16 protein-coding genes are annotated in these 16,903 nt (G+C 62.0%); 12 read left to right on the forward strand and 4 right to left on the reverse strand.

What is annotated here, in order from left to right; translation table 11 throughout:
• Window positions 1–72 precede the first annotated feature (72 nt).
• The 8 genes from dusB (at window position 73) to hflX (ending at window position 10,227) form a co-directional block, all read left to right on the forward strand.
• Window positions 73–1,101: a tRNA dihydrouridine synthase DusB gene (gene dusB / locus H0241_RS07970; protein WP_181056895.1), complete on the forward strand. Its 1,029-nt coding sequence runs from the start codon at window positions 73–75 to the stop codon at window positions 1,099–1,101.
• The gene (locus H0241_RS07975) at window positions 1,098–2,243 is read left to right on the forward strand and encodes a two-component system sensor histidine kinase NtrB (RefSeq protein WP_181056896.1); all 1,146 of its coding nucleotides are present in this window, start codon (window positions 1,098–1,100) and stop codon (window positions 2,241–2,243) included. The genes dusB and H0241_RS07975 overlap by 4 nt, the downstream gene beginning before the upstream one ends.
• A complete protein-coding gene (gene ntrC, locus H0241_RS07980; protein ID WP_181056897.1) occupies window positions 2,240–3,697 on the forward strand; it encodes a nitrogen regulation protein NR(I) in 1,458 nt (485 codons plus the stop codon). Before H0241_RS07975 ends, ntrC begins: the two co-directional genes overlap by 4 nt.
• Window positions 3,698–3,841: 144 nt before the next feature.
• Window positions 3,842–6,130, forward strand: coding sequence for a sensor histidine kinase NtrY-like (locus H0241_RS07985; RefSeq protein ID WP_181056898.1), 2,289 nt, complete (start codon window positions 3,842–3,844; stop codon window positions 6,128–6,130).
• Entirely contained in the window at window positions 6,120–7,481 is a 1,362-nt protein-coding gene (gene ntrX / locus H0241_RS07990; RefSeq protein ID WP_181056899.1) for a nitrogen assimilation response regulator NtrX, read from the forward strand. The genes H0241_RS07985 and ntrX overlap by 11 nt, the downstream gene beginning before the upstream one ends.
• 102 nt (window positions 7,482–7,583) lie before the next feature.
• Window positions 7,584–8,444 carry a D-amino-acid transaminase gene (locus H0241_RS07995; protein WP_181056900.1) on the forward strand — a complete coding sequence of 287 codons (861 nt, stop codon included), beginning with the start codon at window positions 7,584–7,586 and terminating at the stop codon, window positions 8,442–8,444.
• A 145-nt stretch (window positions 8,445–8,589) separates the two neighbouring features.
• A complete protein-coding gene (gene hfq / locus H0241_RS08000) occupies window positions 8,590–8,835 on the forward strand; it encodes an RNA chaperone Hfq (protein WP_006202172.1) in 246 nt (81 codons plus the stop codon).
• Window positions 8,836–10,227 carry a GTPase HflX gene (hflX, locus tag H0241_RS08005; RefSeq protein WP_181056901.1) on the forward strand — a complete coding sequence of 464 codons (1,392 nt, stop codon included), beginning with the start codon at window positions 8,836–8,838 and terminating at the stop codon, window positions 10,225–10,227.
• A gap of 6 nt (window positions 10,228–10,233) precedes the next feature.
• Here hflX and mazG read toward each other — a convergent pair whose 3' ends face one another.
• A complete protein-coding gene (gene mazG, locus H0241_RS08010) occupies window positions 10,234–11,058 on the reverse strand; it encodes a nucleoside triphosphate pyrophosphohydrolase (RefSeq protein ID WP_181056902.1) in 825 nt (274 codons plus the stop codon).
• A 144-nt stretch (window positions 11,059–11,202) separates the two neighbouring features.
• Window positions 11,203–12,663, reverse strand: a complete 1,461-nt coding sequence (locus H0241_RS08015; RefSeq protein WP_235984172.1) for a winged helix-turn-helix domain-containing tetratricopeptide repeat protein — start codon at window positions 12,661–12,663, stop codon at window positions 11,203–11,205.
• Between the two features lie 615 nt (window positions 12,664–13,278).
• Here H0241_RS08015 and H0241_RS08020 point away from each other — a divergent pair.
• From H0241_RS08020 to H0241_RS08035, 4 genes are all read left to right on the forward strand, one after another.
• Window positions 13,279–13,974, forward strand: coding sequence for a helix-turn-helix domain-containing protein (locus H0241_RS08020; protein ID WP_181056904.1), 696 nt, complete (start codon window positions 13,279–13,281; stop codon window positions 13,972–13,974).
• Between the two features lie 170 nt (window positions 13,975–14,144).
• Complete coding sequence (locus tag H0241_RS08025) at window positions 14,145–14,372, forward strand: hypothetical protein (protein WP_181056905.1); 228 nt, start codon at window positions 14,145–14,147, stop codon at window positions 14,370–14,372.
• On the forward strand, window positions 14,365–15,006 hold the full coding sequence (locus tag H0241_RS08030; protein WP_181056906.1) for a class I SAM-dependent methyltransferase: 642 nt from the start codon (window positions 14,365–14,367) through the stop codon (window positions 15,004–15,006). The genes H0241_RS08025 and H0241_RS08030 overlap by 8 nt, the downstream gene beginning before the upstream one ends.
• A gap of 195 nt (window positions 15,007–15,201) precedes the next feature.
• Entirely contained in the window at window positions 15,202–15,390 is a 189-nt protein-coding gene (locus H0241_RS08035) for a DUF1059 domain-containing protein (RefSeq protein ID WP_181056907.1), read from the forward strand.
• A gap of 185 nt (window positions 15,391–15,575) precedes the next feature.
• Here H0241_RS08035 and H0241_RS08040 read toward each other — a convergent pair whose 3' ends face one another.
• Together H0241_RS08040 and H0241_RS08045 are read right to left on the reverse strand one after the other, a co-directional pair.
• Entirely contained in the window at window positions 15,576–15,941 is a 366-nt protein-coding gene (locus H0241_RS08040; protein WP_181057271.1) for a rhodanese-like domain-containing protein, read from the reverse strand.
• On the reverse strand, window positions 15,913–16,803 hold the full coding sequence (locus tag H0241_RS08045) for a DDE-type integrase/transposase/recombinase (RefSeq protein WP_181056908.1): 891 nt from the start codon (window positions 16,801–16,803) through the stop codon (window positions 15,913–15,915). Before H0241_RS08045 ends, H0241_RS08040 begins: the two co-directional genes overlap by 29 nt.
• Between the last annotated feature and the right edge of the window lie 100 nt (window positions 16,804–16,903).

Below are 16,903 nucleotides of genomic sequence, written 5' to 3' on the forward strand. Positions count from 1 at the left end.
CATTGCGCGTTGCACAATGCCTTTCTTATGGCTAGAGAATGTGCAGCAATCTGATATGCTTGGTTTTTGTGCATGCCTGAAGTGACAAAATTGGCCTCGCCGCTCGATGTCGGCGGCGTAAGGATACGCAATCGCGTCTTCCTCGCGCCGATGTCTGGGATAACGGACGAGCCGTTCCGGCAGCGCGCCTACGCGCATGGCGCAGGCTTGGTCGTGTCGGAAATGGTGGCGAGCGGCGAGCTTGCCAAGGGCAGGGCCGGCTGCGACCTGCGCATCCGTCATTCCGGGCTGCCCGTCCACATGGTCCAGCTTGCCGGCCGCGAGGCCTCGCATATGGCCGAGGGTGCGCGCATCGCCGCCGGCGAGGGCGCCGACATCATCGACATCAATATGGGCTGCCCGGCCAAGAAGGTGACCGGGGGCTATGCCGGCTCGGCGCTGATGCGCGATCTCGACCACGCGCTGTCGCTGATCGAGGCGGTGGTCGGTGCAGTCCAGGTGCCGGTTACGGTCAAGATGCGGCTCGGCTGGGACGAGAAAGCCCTCAATGCGCCGGCTCTGGCGCGTCGCGCTGAAGAGGCTGGCGTCAAAATGGTGACGGTGCATGGCCGCACGCGCTGCCAGTTCTACCAGGGCAAGGCCGACTGGGGCGCGATCGCCCGCATCAAGGATGCTGTTTCGATCCCGGTCGTTGCCAATGGCGATGTCGGCTCGCCTGAGGCTGCCGCAGAAATCCTCGAACAGTCGGGCGCCGATGCGGTGATGATCGGCCGGGCGCATTACGGCGCGCCGTGGACGGCGGGCCGCGTTGCCGCGACGGCTGCCGGCGAGGCGCCCTCCGGCGTGCCGGACAGCCCGAAAGCCATGGCCGACTATATTGCCGCCCATTACGAGGACATGCTGGCGCTCTATGGCATCGAGAGCGGCCTGCGCCAGGCGCGCAAGCATCTCGGCTGGTATCTCGACCGCCATGCAGCCGACGTCTCCAACGAACGGCGCAAAGCCATCCTCACTTCGTTCGATCCCGCTCACGTCAACGCCGCGCTGCGTGAGGTGTTTTCCTGTGAAGGCGAGACCACGCCCATGCGGAGCGCTGCATGAACGCCTCCGTCGCACCGAGCACCGACATGGCGGATGCCGCCAGTATCGTGCTGAACACCATCCGCCGTCCGGTGATCATGGTCGACCTCGAAGGCTTCATCACCTACGCCAATGCCGATGCGGAAGACTTCTTCCGCTCGAGCGCCAACATGCTTGCCCGCAACACGCTTTCCAAGCTGATCCCGTTCGGCAGCCCGCTTTTACAGCTGGTCGACCAGGTGCGCGAGCGCCGCGCGCCGGTCAACGAGTACCGTGTCGACGTGTCGTCGCCGCGTCTCGGCATCGAAAAGGTCGTCGATCTCTATGTCGCCCCGGTGCCGGAATTTCCGGGCTCCGTCGTGGTGATGTTCCAGGAACGCTCGATGGCCGACAAGATCGACCGGCAGATGACGCATCGCGGTGCCGCGCGTTCGGTCACCGGCCTTGCCGCCATGCTGGCGCACGAGATCAAGAACCCGCTGTCCGGCATACGCGGCGCAGCGCAGCTTCTCGAATTGTCGGCTTCCGACGAGGATCGCGCGCTGACCCGCCTGATCACCGACGAGACCGACCGTATCGTCTCCCTGGTCGACCGCATGGAGGTGTTTTCCGACGAGCGGCCGATCGATCGCTATCCCGTCAACATCCATGTCGTGCTGGACCATGTAAAGGCGATCGCCAAGAACGGTTTTGCCAAAAGAATCAGGATATTGGAGGACTATGATCCATCATTGCCTCCGGTTTTCGCCAACCGCGACCAGTTGATCCAGGTGTTTCTGAACCTGGTCAAGAACGCCGCCGAGGCCATCGGCGGCGATCCGCAAGGTGAGATCATTCTGTCGACCGCGTTCCGCCCGGGCATCCGTGTCTCCGTTCCGGGAACGCAGGACCGTGTCTCGCTGCCGCTGGAATTCTGCGTGCGTGACAATGGGTCGGGCGTTTCGGAAGACATATTGCCGATCCTGTTCGACCCGTTCATCACCACCAAGCCCAACGGCTCGGGGCTCGGCCTGGCGCTGGTGGCGAAAATCGTCGGCGAGCATGGCGGCATTATCGAATGCGATTCGACGCCCCGCGGCACCACCTTCCGCATCCTGATGCCGGCCTGGAAAGAAGCACCGATCGACACTTCTGATGATGAAGGCGAAGGAGACCGCAAATGACGGTTCGCGGCAATATTCTCGTCGCCGACGACGATGCGGCCATCCGCACCGTGCTCAACCAAGCGCTGTCGCGCGTCGGCCATGAGGTGCGCGTGACCTCCAACGCCTCGACGCTGTGGCGCTGGGTGGCTGCCGGCGAGGGCGATCTGGTGATCACCGACGTGGTGATGCCTGATGAAAACGCCTTCGACATGCTGCCCCGCATCAAGAAGGCGCGGCCCGAACTGCCGGTCATCGTGATGAGCGCGCAGAACACCTTCATGACCGCGATTCGTGCTTCCGAAACAGGCGCTTACGAGTATCTGCCGAAGCCGTTCGACCTGACTGAACTGCTCAGCATCGTCAACCGCGCGCTATCCGAGCCGAGGCGGCCGAAAATCGACACCCGGCCGGAAGAGCAGCCTGACGCCATGCCGCTGGTCGGCCGCTCGGCCGCCATGCAGGACATCTACCGCATGCTGGCGCGCATGATGCAGACCGATCTGACGGTGATGATCTCGGGCGAGTCCGGGACCGGCAAGGAACTGGTGGCCCGCGCGCTGCACGAATATGGCCGCCGCCGCGGCGGTCCGTTCGTCGCCATCAACATGGCGGCGATCCCACGTGATTTGATCGAATCGGAGCTGTTCGGGCATGAGAAGGGCGCCTTCACCGGCGCACAGAACCGCTCGACCGGCCGTTTCGAGCAAGCCGAGGGTGGCACGCTGTTCCTCGACGAGATCGGCGACATGCCGATGGAAGCGCAGACGCGGCTGCTGCGCGTGCTGCAGCAGGGCGAATACACTACGGTTGGCGGGCGCACGCCGATCAAGACGGATGTGCGCATCGTCGCCGCCACCAACAAGGATCTGCGCACGCTGATCAACCAGGGGCTTTTCCGCGAGGATCTGTTCTATCGGCTGAATGTCGTGCCGCTGCGGCTGCCGGGCTTGCGTGAGAGGTCGGAAGACATTCCCGATCTGGTGCGGCATTTCTTCAAGATCGGCGCCAGCGAGGGTCTGCAGACCAAGCGCATTTCGACCGGCGGCATCGAATTGATGAAGCGCTATCCCTGGCCGGGCAATGTGCGCGAACTGGAAAACCTGGTGCGCCGGCTTGCCGCGCTCTATTCGCAGGACGAAATATCCGCCGAGATCATCGAAGCCGAGCTGAAGACAGGCGAAAGGCCGGTCGTTCCCGGCGGCGGCAATCTGATCCCGGACGATCTCTCCATCGGCCAGGCGGTGGAGCACTTCCTGCAGCGCTATTTTGCCTCTTTCGCCGGCGAATTGCCGCCGGCCGGCCTCTATCAGCGCATCCTGTCCGAGGTCGAATATCCGCTGGTGCTGGCTTCCATGACGGCAACGCGCGGCAACCAGATCAAGGCGGCCGAATTGCTGGGCTTGAACCGCAACACGCTGCGCAAGAAGATTCGCGAACTCGGCGTCAACGTCTACAAATCGTCGCGGTCGTGAGCGTGTACCGTTCGAAGTGACGTCGGGTTATCCCCTTTTCAGGGGATCGGCCGCCGAAAGATTTCCGTCACGGCCACACTTGTTGCATAATCGCCACAATGCGTTGCATACATCCGACGCAATCACTGGCTCTTAGACGGCGACATGGCTTCGCAAGCTCTGACATCAAACGAACCGCTTTTCAGCAGGCCCGGCGGAAGGGATGGACGCCGGCTGCTTGCGCTGCCCGGCGTTGTCGCAATCGCCGGTGCGCTGGTTACAGCCGCAATCTCATTTGCGATCCTGGTCGGCGCGACGCCGATCACACCGGATGCAACCACGACGCTGACGCTGATTGCCGTCAACGCCGTGTTCGTGCTGGCGCTGATCGCCCTGGTCGGCCGCGAGGTGCACCGCATCGTCATGGCGCGCCGGCACGGCAAGGCGGCGTCGCGGCTGCATGTGCGCATCGTGGCGATGTTTGCGCTAGTCGCCGCCATCCCCGCCATCATGGTGGCCATCATTGCCTCGATCACGCTCGATATTGGCCTCGACCGCTGGTTCGAGATCCGCACCAAGACGATCGTCAATTCGTCGCTGTCGATCGCTGACGCCTATGTGCAGGAAAATGCTCGCAATCTTCAGGGCACGACGCTGTCGATGGCCTACGACCTCGACGCCTCGCGCACGCTTTACGGCCTCGATCGAACCGGCTTTCTCGACCTGATGAACAAGGAGGCCGTGGGCAGGACCCTGGCGCATGCGGCGCTGATCAAGCCGGATGGCTCTTTCGTCATGAGCGCGAAGACCAATACGAATTTCGCCATGCCGGAGCCGCCGGAAGGGGCCGTGGCGAGTGCGGCGGACGGCAAACCGGTGCTGATCGAGCCGAAGACGCGCAACATCATGGGTGCCATCGTCAAATTGCGCGAGATCGAAGGCCTCTACCTCTACACCATTCGCCTCGTCGATCCCGAGGTGATCAAGGCGCGGCAGATCGTCCAGTCCAACACAGCAGAATATCGCGGCCTGGAAGAGAACAGGCGGACCTCGCAGGTGGCGTTTGCGCTGCCTTATCTGTCGCTGACGCTGATCATCATCCTGTCGGCCATCTGGACCGGCATAGCGGTGGCCGACCGTCTGGTGCGGCCCATTCGCCAGCTCATCGGCGCGGCCGACGAGGTTGCCACCGGCAATCTCGATGTCGCCGTGCCGGTGCGACCTTCCGACGGTGATGTCGCTTCGCTCGGCGATACGTTCAACAAGATGCTGTTGGAACTCAAATCCCAGCGCAACGAGATCCTGTCAGCCAAGGATTTGATCGATGAGCGGCGGCGTTTCTCGGAAGCGGTGCTGGCCGGCGTCACCGCAGGCGTCATCGGCGTCGATCCATACGGCATCGTCACCATCGTCAACAAGTCGGCCGAAACGATGTTGGCCATATCGGCCACGGCGGCGCTCGGGCAGAACCTGTCGGCCGTGCTGCCGCATGTCGGCCGGGTCTTCGAGATCGGCCGCAAATCCGGCAAGCCGGTCTATCGCGAGCAGGTCACCTTCTACCGCGCTGGGGCCGAGCGCACCTTCAATGTGCAGATCACCATCGAGGCTGGCGACGACGGCGAGGACGAAAAATCCTATGTGGTGACGGTCGACGACATCACCGATCTGGTCCAGGCGCAGCGCTCGTCGGCCTGGGCGGACGTGGCGCGGCGCATCGCCCATGAAATCAAGAACCCACTGACGCCGATCCAGCTCTCGGCCGAACGCATCAAACGCCGCTTCGGCAAGGTCATCACCGAGGACCGCGAGATTTTCGATCAGTGCACCGACACGATCATCCGGCAGGTCGAGGACATCGGCCGCATGGTCGACGAATTCTCCGCTTTCGCCCGCATGCCGAAACCCGAAATGAAGGCCATCGATCTGCGCGAATCGTTGCGCGAGGCCTCTTTCCTGGTCGAAGTCAGCCGTGCCGACATTGCCTTCGAGCGTGTTTTCGGCAGCGAGCCGCTCAAGGGTACCTTCGACAGCCGGCTGATGGCGCAAGCCTTCGGCAATGTCATCAAGAACGCCGCCGAGGCCATTGACGGACTTGATGCAAAGGACCGTTCGGACGGCACAATTCGGATTCAAGCCGGGCGCCAAGATGGCGCCATACGAATCGACGTAATCGACAATGGCAAAGGCTTGCCGCGCGAGAATCGCCAAAGGCTGCTCGAGCCCTATATGACGACACGCGAGAAGGGGACCGGGCTCGGTCTCGCCATCGTCAAGAAGATCGTGGAAGACCATGGTGGGCGCCTCGAACTGCACGATGCGCCGCCGGATTTCCATGGTGGGAGAGGCGCGATGGTCTCGATCATCCTGCCGCCAGCTGCCGTAACCGCGCCGCCACGCGGTCTAGGCGAAACGGAACGCGAAAGAGAAACTGAAAAGGTCGGTAATGGCGTCTGATATTCTCATCGTCGATGACGAGGAAGACATCCGTGAACTCGTCGCGGGCATATTGAGCGACGAGGGGCATGAAACCCGCACGGCGTTCGATGCCGACAGCGCGCTGGCGGCAATTGCTGATCGTGCGCCGCGGTTGATTTTCCTCGACATCTGGCTGCAGGGCTCGCGCCTGGACGGGCTGGCGCTGCTCGACGAGATCAAGACCATGCATCCGAGCCTGCCGGTGGTGATGATCTCCGGCCACGGCAATATCGAGACAGCGGTGTCGGCCATCCGCCGTGGCGCCTATGATTTCATCGAGAAGCCGTTCAAGGCTGACCGGCTGATCCTGATTGCCGAGCGAGCGCTTGAGACGTCAAAACTGCGGCGTGAGGTTTCCGACCTGAAGCAGCGGAGCGGCGAAACCTTCGATCTGATCGGCATGTCGTCGGCGATGAGCCAGCTGCGCCAGACCATCGAGCGCGTCGCGCCGACCAACAGCCGCGTCATGATCATCGGTCCGTCCGGTTCGGGCAAGGAACTCGCCGCGCGCGCCATCCACACGCTGTCGACGCGCAAGGGCGCGCCGTTCGTGACATTGAGTGCGGCCAACATCACGCCCGAGCGCATGGAAATCGAGCTGTTCGGTACCGAATCGAACGGCACGGAGCGCAAGGTCGGCGCGTTGGAGGAGGCGCACCGCGGTATTCTCTACATCGACGAAGTCGCCGACATGCCGCGCGAGACGCAAAACAAGATTTTGCGCGTACTGGTCGAGCAGCAATTTGAGCGGGTCGGCGGTACCAAGCGGGTCAAGGTCGACGTCCGCATCATTTCCTCGACCTCGCAGAACCTCGAAGCGATGATCGCCGACGGCCGTTTCCGCGAAGACCTCTATCACCGTCTGGCGGTGGTTCCGGTCATGGTGCCGGGCCTGGCTGAGCGGCGCGAGGACATTCCCTATCTCGTCGACAATTTCATGAAGCAGATCGCACGCCAGGCCGGCATCAAGCCACGCCGCATCGGCGACGATGCGCTGGCCGTGCTGCAGGCGCACAACTGGCCGGGCAATGTCCGCCAGCTGCGCAACAATGTCGAACGGCTGATGATCCTGGCGCGCGGCGACGATGTTGATGCACCGATCACCGCCGACCTTCTGCCGTCGGAGATCGGCGACGTCATGCCACGCACGCCAAACCAGTCGGACCAGCACATCATGGCGCTGCCGCTGCGTGAAGCCCGCGAACAATTCGAGAAGGACTATCTGATCGCCCAGATCAACCGTTTCGGCGGCAACATCTCGAAGACGGCGGAGTTCATCGGCATGGAGCGTTCGGCGCTGCACCGCAAGCTGAAGTCGCTGGGGGTCTGATCCCCATTGTTGTTGGTCCAGCGGGCCGTGGCCGATGCAATTGCCGGTTACGGCAGCGGCGGAATCGCCTAGAAATGCCGGGATTTTTCTGAGGGATTGCCGATGCCGCGCATTGCCTATGTGAACGGGCGCTATGTCGCCCATGCCGACGCCGCCGTGCATATCGAGGATCGCGGCTATCAGTTCGCCGACGGCGTCTATGAGGTCTGCGAGGTGGCGCAAGGCTATATCGTCGACATGCCGCGCCATCTGGCCCGGCTGAACCGTTCGCTGAGCGAACTGTCGATCGACTGGCCGGTCACCAAGGGCGTGCTGCCGCTTCTCCTGCGCGAAGTCGTGCGCCGCAACCACGTCGTCAACGGCCTGGTCTATGTCCAGGTGACGCGCGGCGTTGCCAGCCGCGATTTCGTTTTCCCGGACGGTACGCTGTCGTCGCTGGTCATCACGGCCAGAAAAGCCGACCCGGCGGCGGCCGCCAAGCGGGCCGAGACTGGGATCAAGGTCATCACCGTGCCGGAAAACCGCTGGGACCGGGTCGATATCAAGAGCACCGGCCTGCTGCCCAATGTGCTGGCCAAGCAGAAGGCCAAGGAAGCCGGCGCCCAGGAAGCCTGGTTCGTCGACACCGACGGCAACGTCAAGGAAGGCGGTTCGTCGAATGCCTGGATCGTCACCCGGGACGGCGTTCTGGTCACCCGGCCGGCCGAGCACGGCATCCTGCGCGGCATCACCCGCACCACCATGTTCGAGGTGGCGGCCAAGCTCGGTTTGAAGATCGAGGAACGGGTTTTTTCGGTCGCCGAGGCCAAGGCGGCGCGCGAAGCTTTCATCAGTTCGGCAACGACAATTGCCATGCCGGTGGTGGCAATTGACGGCGCCGCAGTCGCCAATGGCCATCCCGGCTCAATAACACTTTCATTGCGGCAAGCCTTTTTTGACGTTGCGGAAAAAAGTCCAGCCTGATAACCGCACAGACGGACTGCACATCAATATATCTCGTTCTGGTTGTCGTTACTGACGGCAAGGGGGTGTTTGCAAGCTTGACATGTGCCCGCTAATTTGGCGCATTGGCCTGCAAACCGAAGGGGATCGGCGAAAGACAAGAACAATGGCGGAACGATCGCAAAACCTTCAGGACCTGTTCCTGAATTCTGTTCGCAAGAGCAAAAATCCACTCACCATCTTTCTCATCAACGGCGTCAAGCTGACCGGCGTGGTCACTTCCTTCGACAATTTCTGTGTTCTGCTGCGCCGTGACGGCCACTCCCAGCTCGTCTACAAGCATGCCATTTCCACGATCATGCCGAGCCAGCCGGTTCAGATGTTCGATGGCGAGGAAAGCCAGGGCGCCTGATTGGCACGTGAGAAAGACGCGGACCGAAGTGTTCGCGGGAAACCAGCGCATCACCCCGGGACGGAAGCCCAAGGTCCGACCCGGGCGGTTGTCATTGTGCCGGCGCTTACCCGGCATCAGCGCAACGATGACGAAACAAACCGGCCACGGCTGACGCGTTCGGCCGACGCGCGCCACGACGAAGCGGTCGGCCTTGCCCGCGCCATCAACCTCGATCTGATCCACACGGCGGTTGTGACCGTCAACGATCCACGCCCGGCAACCTTGCTCGGCAGCGGCAAGGTCGCGGAGTTCGCTGAGATCGTCAAAGAAGGGCACGCGGAGGTGGTCATCGTCGACCATCCGCTGACGCCGGTGCAGCAGCGCAATCTCGAGAAGGAATTCAACGCCAAGGTGCTCGACCGCACCGGGCTGATCCTGGAGATTTTCGGCGAGCGCGCCCGGACCAAGGAAGGCACGCTGCAGGTCGAGCTTGCCCATCTCAACTACCAGAAGGGCCGCCTGGTGCGGAGCTGGACCCACCTTGAACGCCAGCGCGGCGGCGCCGGCTTCCTCGGCGGCCCCGGCGAAACCCAGATCGAATCCGACCGACGGCAGTTGCAGGAAAAGATCATCAAGCTCAAACACGAGCTGGAAACCGTGCGCCGCACCCGCGACCTGCACCGCGCCAAGCGCAAGAAGGTGCCGTTCCCGGTGGTGGCGATCGTCGGCTACACCAATGCCGGCAAGTCGACGCTATTCAACCGGCTGACCGGAGCAGACGTGCTGGCCGAAGACATGCTGTTTGCCACGCTCGATCCGACGCTGCGCCGGGTGCGCCTGCCGCACGGCACACCGATCATCCTGTCGGACACGGTGGGCTTCATTTCCGATCTGCCGACGCATCTGGTCGCCGCCTTCCGTGCCACGCTGGAAGAGGTGGTCGAGGCGGACCTGGTCATCCATCTGCGCGATATTTCGGACCCGGACACCGCCGCCCAGGCTGAGGATGTCGAACGCATCCTGGCCGATCTCGGCGTCGATGCCGGCGATGCCAAGCGCGTCATCGAGGTATGGAACAAGGTCGACCTGCTCGACGATGGCAACCGGGAACGCCTGCTTGCCGATGGCGTCGACGCCAACAAGGCGCCGCCGATCGCCATCTCGGCCGTCACCGGCGAAGGCATCGATGCGCTGAAGGCGCTGATCGAGACCAGGATGTCGGGCGAGCTGGAAGAGCTGACGGTGACGATCGAGCCGGCGCAGTTCGGCCTCGTCGACTGGCTCTACCGCAATGGCGACATCGTTTCGCGGTTAGACAATGAGGATGGCAGCGCGACCATCGCGCTCAAGGCCACACACACAGCCCGGCAAGAGATCGAAAGCCGATTGCACCGCAAAAACAGGCAATAAGCCCGTTTATTTCGCGCCCTTGGCCTGCTGCCAGAGCGCTTCCATTTCGTCCAGCGTGGCTTTTTCCAGCGTGCTTCCCGACGCATCAATCGCGCGCTCGACATAGTGGAAGCGCGAGCGGAACTTTTCGTTGGTGCCGCTGAGGGCAGCTTCGGAATCGAGCTTGAGGTGACGGCCCAGATTGACGACGGCAAACAGCATGTCGCCGAATTCGTCCTTGATCTCGGCCGTTTCGCCCTTGGCCAGCGCTTCGCGCAATTCGCCGATCTCTTCCTCGATCTTGTCGAGTATGGGGGCTGCCTCGCTCCAGTCGAAGCCGACTCGGGCAGCCTTTTCCTGCAGCTTCAACGCTCGCGTCAAAGCGGGCAGGGCAACCGGCACGCTGTCCAGGAACCCCTTGCCATTGTCTTCCGGGTCGAGGCCTCGGGCGAGGCGAGCGCTTCGCTTTTCAGCCTTTTCCTCACCCTTGATCTTTTCCCACATGCCCTTGGCCATGCCGGCGCTGCGCGCCTCTTCGTCGCCGAAGACATGCGGATGGCGGCGGATCATCTTGGTGGTGATGGCCTCAACCACATCGCTGAAGGCGAAGTCGCCGGCCTCCTGCGCCATCTGCGCGTGGTAGACGACCTGCAGCAGGAGATCGCCAAGCTCGTCGCGCAGATCGTCGAGATTGCCGCGCGCAATGGCGTCCGCCACCTCATAGGCCTCCTCGATTGTGTAGGGAGCGATAGTCGAGAAATCCTGCTCGATATCCCAGGGACAGCCGGTCTTCGGCGCCCTGAGTGCTGCCATGATCTCGATCAGCCGGGAAATGTCGCGCGAAGGTTTCATGGCCGGGATGCTATCGTGCATGTGGCCGGCCGGCCAATGCCGTCGACCGGCGAGGGGAGATTGTCCACAGGTGGCGGCGCGGAAACCAGCCACGCTGCGAAGGTCGGCTGACCAGAACGTCTCGCCGCCGGGGCGTGGTGAAGCTTATCCTTCGCTATCAACGCCCCGCAGGATCGCGAGATAACGGCTGCACACGGCGGGATCCTCATAGAAGTCCACTTCCGTATCAACGATCTCGTCAAGGCTTAGTTCAAGGTAGTGGGCCTTGACCTTTGCCAGGACGTCTCGCGCTTGCGCGATTTCGCCGAGTTCAAAATGGCAGATGACAACACGAATGAGCGACCACGGTGTTACAGTCGCCATTTTCGCGTAGCACGCAGCCGCCTCGCGATATCGCCCAGCCGTCGTCAGCAAGACGCCGCGAAAGTCGTCATACCATCCCACGGCGTATGGGTCGCGGCGCTGGGCTTCGTTTATTTCATCAAGCCCTAGCTCCGGCCTGTCCGTGTGATTGAGGAAAATAGCGCGGATACTCAGGATCAACGGGTCGTTCGGATTGAGCGCAACCGCCCGGTCGAGGCTAATTTCAGCTTGCCTGAACTGGCGCAAATACAAGTGAGCGAAGCCGGTGGCGAGATGGCCATAGGCCTCGTCGGGGTCAAGGCCCAATGCGGTTCTTGCGATCTCCAGTCCGGAACGCAAATGACCGGGATTATTGTAGTCCCAATAGTACTTGAAGGACTCCACAAAGCTGAGCATGGCGTGGGCGGCAGCAAACCGCGGATCGAGCTTTACCGCCTGGCGCAGAAACGGTTCTGCTTCGAGCACCGTGTCATAGACGGCCGCAAGTTGCAGCGCCCGCAGGTAAAACTCATAGGCCGACATATTGTCCGTCGGCCGCGCCCTGGCGCGCGACGCAATCGCTGTTCTGGTCTGCCGGGCCAGACGCGCCGCAATCATCTGGGTGATTTCGTCCTGGATGGCGAAAATGTCGTCGAGTTGGCGGTCGTAATGCTCGCCCCAGATATGAGCCAACGAGACGGCGTCTGTCAGCTGCACGGTGATGCGGACCTGGTTGCCAATCTTTCGCACGCTGCCATCGACGACATACTGGATGCCAAGTTTCTTCGCTACGTCGGCCACGTCATTGGCCTTGCCGCGGAACTGGAAGGAGGAGTTCCGCGCGATAACCAGGAACTCCCGGAACTTGCCAAGCTCGGCGATGATGTCTTCCGTTATCCCGTCGCTGAAATAGTCCTGCTCCGGGTCGCCGCTCATATTGTCGAAGGGTAGAACGGCAATGGACGGCCTGGTCGGCGCCGCAGCTTCGGCCGTAGCCGCGATGGGCTTGGGGCCTGCATATTTATAGCCGCGGCCATGCACGGTTACGATCATTTCGGCGGGGAGCAGTTTTCGCAGTGCCGAAACGTGGACCTGCAGCGTGTTCTCCTCCACCACCAGGCCGGGCCAGACCGCATCGAAGAGTTCGGTCTTGCTGATCACGTCGTCCGGCCTCTCCAGCAACATGGAGAGGATTTCGAAGGACCGCCCCGAAAGCTCCACCGGCCCGTTAGGCGCCAGCAGCAGCCGTTCGGCGCGTTTCAAACGATAGTTCCCAAACTCCAAATCCATTGGCCAAGAACCCACCCCTCGCGGGCAGGATAATCCAAGATCACCTTGAAGGCGAACTTCAGGGCTGTTCAGGGCCGGGTGCCGACCGATGGCCGAGCTTCATCGCCGAACAAGCGCGCCATGGCGCTTTCCACTGGATCCTGAAATTTCCAACGAACGTCAACGCGGCGGACTCGTGCTATCCCACTCTACGTGGAAAACGCGGAGATTCTCGAATTATTGGCGCGTGGCGCGGCCGCAGGCGTTTTCCTCGGGCTCGCCATTGTCGTCGGCCGCGGTAGCTATTCCCCGGCACGCGTTACCGGTGTGCTCTTTTGCTTGGCCGCCGCGTCACACACGCTGACCCAACTTCCCGGCTTGGAGCAGTCGCTAGGTTGGGCGCGGCCGCCGATATGGACCCTGTCCGTTATGGGCGCGGGCCTTTTCTGGGCGTTCGCAACGGAACTCTTCGAAGATCGCCAGCGTCTCAAGGCCCACCGCTTCGCTCCTGCAATCGGCTTGCTTGCCCTCGGGATACTGGCGGCCGTGACGCCGCCCGGAGCAGCGAGGGCCTTTTGGCTTGCGCAGAATCTTTTCGGAGCGGCACTCATGGCGCATGTGCTGTTCGTCATCGTGGCGGGTTGGCGCAACGATCTGGTCGAGACACGGCGGCGCCTGCGCGGTCCGGTCCTCGCGGCAGCGGCACTCTATGCCGTGGCCGTAATTGCGGTGCAGATTTCCGAACTCCTCTGGCGGCCGGCCGGCGCGCTCTCGCCCCTTGCGGCCGCAGCTCTGCTCATGCTCAGCCTCGCTGCCATCGGCGCGCTGTTGCAGGCCAATCCAGATCTTTTCGCACGCCCCGTCAGGCCGCAGCCGGCAGAGGTATCCCTGCCGGACATGCAGGCGCCGTCAGGTGACGACGCCAAGATCGCTGCGAAACTCGATCGGCTGATGCGCGGCGAGCGCGCCTACCGCGCGGAAGATTTGTCGATCGCAGCGCTTGCGCTGAGAGTGGGCGTTCCAGAATACAAGTTGCGGCGCCTGATCAACCGGCAGCTCGGCCACCGCAATTTCAACGCCTATCTCAATCAATGGCGTCTCGCCGAGGTCACCCAGGCATTGGCGGACCCTGATCAGCGCGATGTGCCGATCTCCACGATTGCACTCGATGCCGGTTTTCAGTCTCTGGGCCCCTTCAACCGTGCCTTCAAGGCAGAAACCGGCCTGACGCCGACGGCGTTTCGCGCGCAGGCGCTTTCCGACGCGAAGAGAGATCCATCGGCCGCTGCGAAGGCGGCGACATAGTCCAAGGGGTTTTGGAAACAGCCAGCTGGTTTCTGGAATGCGGCTAGTCGGATTTCGGATTCGGCGAGCCCACTTCCCGAACATGAGTCAATCTCTGCCCTCCGGAATGCTCCAGGCGGGGGTTTCTCCTTCGATCCGCCTGCCTAGCTCGATCACTCTTGGGGATTGTCATGGTTGTTGCCTCTTACCTTCCGCGCGCTCGCGCGCTCGTTTTTGCGCCGCTGCTACTGCACGTTCTGCCAACTTTGGCGATCGGCCTCGGTATTGTCATTCCGGGAAACTGCATCGCCGGCATAAACCGGCTCACTGTCGGCTTCATGGCCACCGTGCTGGGTTTCATCCCGGCCTATGTTGCGGGGGTGCTGGTGGCGCAGCGTCGGGTGCCTACCGATGCGTAGGCCGCGCTTCATCGCCGAACAAGCGCGCCATGCGAGAGGGCTGCTCGGGCGGCTCATCGCCTTCATCATGTCGCGCGAGACATGGACAGAGAACAAGCGCGCCATCGAGGCGCTGGGCATCGAAGAGAGCGACCATGTCCTCGACATCGGCTGTGGTCATGGGCGCAGCCTGGCCGCGCTGGCCGCGCACGCCGCGAACGGGCACGTTGTCGGCGTCGATCCGTCCGAACTCATGGCCGAGATTGCGATGCGACGAAACCGCATGCTCGTCAAAGCACAGCGGGTCGAGGTCTCCATCGCCGGGGTCGGTGCGTTGCCCTTTGCCGACGCCGTCTTTGACAAGGCGCTGTGCGTCCATGTCGTCTATTTCTGGAATGGCCTGGATGCCGCCCTTCGCGAGATCGCGCGGGTTCTAAAGCCAGGCGGACGCCTGGCTTTGGTCTTCAGAACGAATGAGGACGAAACTACCGTGCGGGCGTTTCCGGCCGACGTGTACCGCTTCCCGGCATTTGCAGATGTGACGTCGGCGCTCGTGGGCGCTGGCTTCACTTTGGATCACACGGGTGAGCGCGGCGGAGGGCCGACGCTGCTCCTAGCCACGAAGTCAGCCAATGCCGCTGAGCTTCCCGGATAGCTCTATTCGACCAGCGATGTGACCAAAGGATTCGTCTCGACCTGAAGCCCGTTGCCCGCCACTCCAGCAATCGGTCTTCCAGCCGCCGCACCGCAACCCCCTTGTGCGCAAAACTGCTACGGCTTCGAAAGGCATATTGACAAAACTCGCGTTCGCTCGCTCTCCTAAAGCGTTCTCTAATATACGGAGGCAGCGATGCCGCACACGTATCGGTGCAGGGACTATCCGGGGATGGAAGCGTGCCCGGCGAGCTTCACGGCAGAGAGCGCGTCAGAGGTAATGAAGCACGTCGAACTTCACGCTGAGGTCGCCCACGGTGAAGACCCGAAACAATGGTCGCAGGATGACCGGGAGCAACTCAAAAACCTGATTGTAGCCAGTTAGGCCCGCTTTCGCCGGAACTGCGAACGCTGATGTTATCAAGTTCTTAGTCGTGGATGCCAAGGGTCCGTCCTCTACGTTTCTGGGACTCTAGGCGACGCCTAGAGGATGGGCGCAATCCGCCTAGCGAGGCGCTCACTGGTTGCGACAGCTTCCTTGCAAGGACGGCAGGCGATGACACTGCGGGACTAGGTGCCCGATGCCACCAAGAGTGCCCGTATCCTGGAGGGCTCGAAGGGCAATACCGGGAGGCGGTCTGAAAGCCAGCCCTGCATGCCACCCTCGACGTCAGTAACGTTGCTTAGACCAATGCGCACCAGGTTCGCGGCAGCAAAACTCGACTGATAGCCTTGGTTGCAGAGCACTAGAATGCGCTGCTTGTAGTCGTCTTTGTTGATCATTTCGTGGCGCCACGGAGCGCTCGGATCGCAGCGCCAATCAAATTCGTTGCGGCTGATAATCGCCGCGTTAGGAATCTCGCCGTCGCGGGCTCGTTGCTCGAGGTAGCGGATGTCGGGTAGTGGGTCAGTTTGAAATCTGACCCTGCTTTTTATATGAGCCGCGAACTTTCGGCTGCTCGGCTTCCTTGGCTTCGATCAGCGCGACGATATCGCTGATTTCCCAAAGCTTGCCAGTCACACCAGCCGCCATCGCCGGGGTCATCCGCAAGGTCGTATGGATGCGAACGAAGTTGTAATACATGAAATGCAGAGCGACCGCGTTGGCGTGAGCCTCAACCTTCTTGGAAAAGCCATTGGTCAGGCGCGTGAAGCGGCGCATGTGCATCCGCATGGTGAGGTTCTGGCGTTCGGCAAAGGACGTGCTGACGTGCTTGATGTCTGGATTGCCTTCGATCCGCTCTTTCCGCGCACCAGTGCATTCGGCGGGGCTATAGCGGCCCTTGGCACTGTCAGGCGAAGCACCATAGAGCTTGATCAGCATGGCGTAGTCGATGTCGCCGCCGAAGGCACCTTCAACAGCCTCTAGATAAGCCCTGTGGCCATCGCTGGTCAGCTGGACGCGATTGGCGAGGCGACGGGAAAGATCGTCCATGAAGCCCATTGCGTATTCACTGTCGCGACCGCCGACCAGCCACGACATGACAAGCTTAGTGTCGGCATCGATAGCCGTCCAAGTCCATGTGTCGCCAGCGCCTTCCGGTGCAGCCTTTGCGGTCGCGACGTTCTTCTGCTTGGCGTAGGTGAACGACCAAATTTCATCGACCTGAATGCGCTTGCAGGTCAGGTTGCGAAGGGCTTCGTCCTGATAAGCGGCACACACCGCGCCCGCGTCCGACAGAAGCTTGGCAACGGTGTTCTTGCTCATGCCCATGACGCGCGTGATGGCACGGATCGATTGGCCCTCGACCAGCAGGTGAAGGATTTTGGAACGGGTCGCGGTGTCGAGCTTGTTCATGAGCAGACACTACGCTTTCCTGCCCGATAGTCAAGCATAAAGGTCAGTTTGCGATTTTGCGCGGGTTGGCCTATAAGACGGAATCAGAGTGTGGGGGCAC

The organism is Mesorhizobium neociceri, assembly GCF_013520985.1.
Lineage (GTDB): Bacteria > Pseudomonadota > Alphaproteobacteria > Rhizobiales > Rhizobiaceae > Mesorhizobium > Mesorhizobium neociceri.

Coding starts and splice junctions, on each gene's coding strand:
- dusB (WP_181056895.1), top strand. CDS start 73: ATGCCTGAAGTGACAAAATTGGCCTCGCCGCTCGATGTCGGCGGCGTA.
- hfq (WP_006202172.1), top strand. CDS start 8,590: ATGGCGGAACGATCGCAAAACCTTCAGGACCTGTTCCTGAATTCTGTT.
- H0241_RS08045 (WP_181056908.1), bottom strand. CDS start 16,803: ATGAACAAGCTCGACACCGCGACCCGTTCCAAAATCCTTCACCTGCTG.
- H0241_RS07985 (WP_181056898.1), top strand. CDS start 3,842: ATGGCTTCGCAAGCTCTGACATCAAACGAACCGCTTTTCAGCAGGCCC.
- ntrC (WP_181056897.1), top strand. CDS start 2,240: ATGACGGTTCGCGGCAATATTCTCGTCGCCGACGACGATGCGGCCATC.
- H0241_RS08025 (WP_181056905.1), top strand. CDS start 14,145: ATGGTTGTTGCCTCTTACCTTCCGCGCGCTCGCGCGCTCGTTTTTGCG.
- mazG (WP_181056902.1), bottom strand. CDS start 11,058: ATGAAACCTTCGCGCGACATTTCCCGGCTGATCGAGATCATGGCAGCA.
- H0241_RS07975 (WP_181056896.1), top strand. CDS start 1,098: ATGAACGCCTCCGTCGCACCGAGCACCGACATGGCGGATGCCGCCAGT.
- H0241_RS08030 (WP_181056906.1), top strand. CDS start 14,365: ATGCGTAGGCCGCGCTTCATCGCCGAACAAGCGCGCCATGCGAGAGGG.
- H0241_RS08035 (WP_181056907.1), top strand. CDS start 15,202: ATGCCGCACACGTATCGGTGCAGGGACTATCCGGGGATGGAAGCGTGC.
- H0241_RS08020 (WP_181056904.1), top strand. CDS start 13,279: ATGGCGCATGTGCTGTTCGTCATCGTGGCGGGTTGGCGCAACGATCTG.
- H0241_RS07995 (WP_181056900.1), top strand. CDS start 7,584: ATGCCGCGCATTGCCTATGTGAACGGGCGCTATGTCGCCCATGCCGAC.
- ntrX (WP_181056899.1), top strand. CDS start 6,120: ATGGCGTCTGATATTCTCATCGTCGATGACGAGGAAGACATCCGTGAA.